Annotated in this window: 1 rRNA gene; it reads right to left on the reverse strand. The window is 53.9% G+C overall.

Annotated elements, in window-relative coordinates:
• Positions 1-33 precede the first annotated feature (33 nt).
• A 23S ribosomal RNA gene (locus tag DES37_RS25315) occupies positions 34-2,391 on the reverse strand; the annotation flags it as partial.

Here is a 2,391-nt window from a genome sequence, read left to right on the forward strand (position 1 = left end):
TCGTCTCTCACACCAAAACATCTTTGGCGTTGTAAGGTTAAGCCTCACGGTTCATTAGTACCGGTTAGCTCAACGCATCGCTGCGCTTACACACCCGGCCTATCAACGTCGTCGTCTTCAACGTTCCTTCAGGACCCTTAAAGGGTCAGGGAGAACTCATCTCGGGGCAAGTTTCGTGCTTAGATGCTTTCAGCACTTATCTCTTCCGCATGTAGCTACCGGGCAATGCCATTGGCATGACAACCCGAACACCAGTGATGCGTCCACTCCGGTCCTCTCGTACTAGGAGCAGCCCCCCTCAATTCTCCAGCGCCCACGGCAGATAGGGACCGAACTGTCTCACGACGTTCTAAACCCAGCTCGCGTACCACTTTAAATGGCGAACAGCCATACCCTTGGGACCTACTTCAGCCCCAGGATGTGATGAGCCGACATCGAGGTGCCAAACACCGCCGTCGATATGAACTCTTGGGCGGTATCAGCCTGTTATCCCCGGAGTACCTTTTATCCGTTGAGCGATGGCCCTTCCATTCAGAACCACCGGATCACTATGACCTGCTTTCGCACCTGCTCGCGCCGTCACGCTCGCAGTCAAGCTGGCTTATGCCATTGCACTAACCTCCTGATGTCCGACCAGGATTAGCCAACCTTCGTGCTCCTCCGTTACACTTTAGGAGGAGACCGCCCCAGTCAAACTACCCACCAGACACTGTCCCCACGCCAGATTATGGCGCCAGGTTAGAACATCAAACATTAAAGGGTGGTATTTCAAGGTTGGCTCCATGCAGACTGGCGTCCACACTTCAAAGCCTCCCACCTATCCTACACATCAAGGCTCAATGTTCAGTGTCAAGCTATAGTAAAGGTTCACGGGGTCTTTCCGTCTTGCCGCGGGTACACCGCATCTTCACGGCGAGTTCAATTTCACTGAGTCTCGGGTGGAGACAGCCTGGCCATCATTACGCCATTCGTGCAGGTCGGAACTTACCCGACAAGGAATTTCGCTACCTTAGGACCGTTATAGTTACGGCCGCCGTTTACCGGGGCTTCGATCAGGAGCTTCGCTTGCGCTGACCCCATCAATTAACCTTCCGGCACCGGGCAGGCGTCACACCGTATACGTCCACTTTCGTGTTTGCACAGTGCTGTGTTTTTAATAAACAGTTGCAGCCAGCTGGTATCTTCGACTGACTTCAGCTCCATCCGCGAGGGACTTCACCTACATGTCAGCGTGCCTTCTCCCGAAGTTACGGCACCATTTTGCCTAGTTCCTTCACCCGAGTTCTCTCAAGCGCCTTGGTATTCTCTACCTGACCACCTGTGTCGGTTTGGGGTACGATTTCGTGTTACCTGGAGCTTAGAGGCTTTTCCTGGAAGCAGGGCATCTGTCACTTCAGCACCGTAGTGCCTCGTCATCACGCCTCAGTGTTAATGAGTAACCGGATTTGCCTGGTCACTCCACCTTCACGCTTAAACCGGGACAACCGTCGCCCGGATGACACAGCCTTCTCCGTCCCCCCTTCGCAGTAACACCAAGTACAGGAATATTAACCTGTTTCCCATCGACTACGCCTTTCGGCCTCGCCTTAGGGGTCGACTCACCCTGCCCCGATTAACGTTGGACAGGAACCCTTGGTCTTCCGGCGTGCGGGTTTTTCACCCGCATTATCGTTACTTATGTCAGCATTCGCACTTCTGATACCTCCAGCATGCCTCACAGCACACCTTCACCGGCTTACAGAACGCTCCCCTACCCAACAACACATAGTGTCGCTGCCGCAGCTTCGGTGCATGGTTTAGCCCCGTTACATCTTCCGCGCAGGCCGACTCGACCAGTGAGCTATTACGCTTTCTTTAAATGATGGCTGCTTCTAAGCCAACATCCTGGCTGTCTGGGCCTTCCCACATCGTTTCCCACTTAACCATGACTTTGGGACCTTAGCTGGCGGTCTGGGTTGTTTCCCTCTTCACGACGGACGTTAGCACCCGCCGTGTGTCTCCCGTGATAACATTCTCCGGTATTCGTAGTTTGCATCGGGTTGGTAAGCCGGGATGGCCCCCTAGCCGAAACAGTGCTCTACCCCCGGAGATGAGTTCACGAGGCGCTACCTAAATAGCTTTCGGGGAGAACCAGCTATCTCCCGGTTTGATTGGCCTTTCACCCCCAGCCACAGGTCATCCGCTAATTTTTCAACATTAGTCGGTTCGGTCCTCCAGTTAGTGTTACCCAACCTTCAACCTGCCCATGGCTAGATCACCGGGTTTCGGGTCTATACCCTGCAACTGGACGCCCGGTTAAGACTCGGTTTCCCTGCGGCTCCCCTATACGGTTAACCTTGCTACAGAATATAAGTCGCTGACCCATTATACAAAAGGTACGCAGTCACCCCA

Origin of the sequence: Mangrovibacter plantisponsor, assembly GCF_003182475.1 — a bacterium.
Taxonomy (GTDB): domain Bacteria; phylum Pseudomonadota; class Gammaproteobacteria; order Enterobacterales; family Enterobacteriaceae; genus Mangrovibacter; species Mangrovibacter plantisponsor.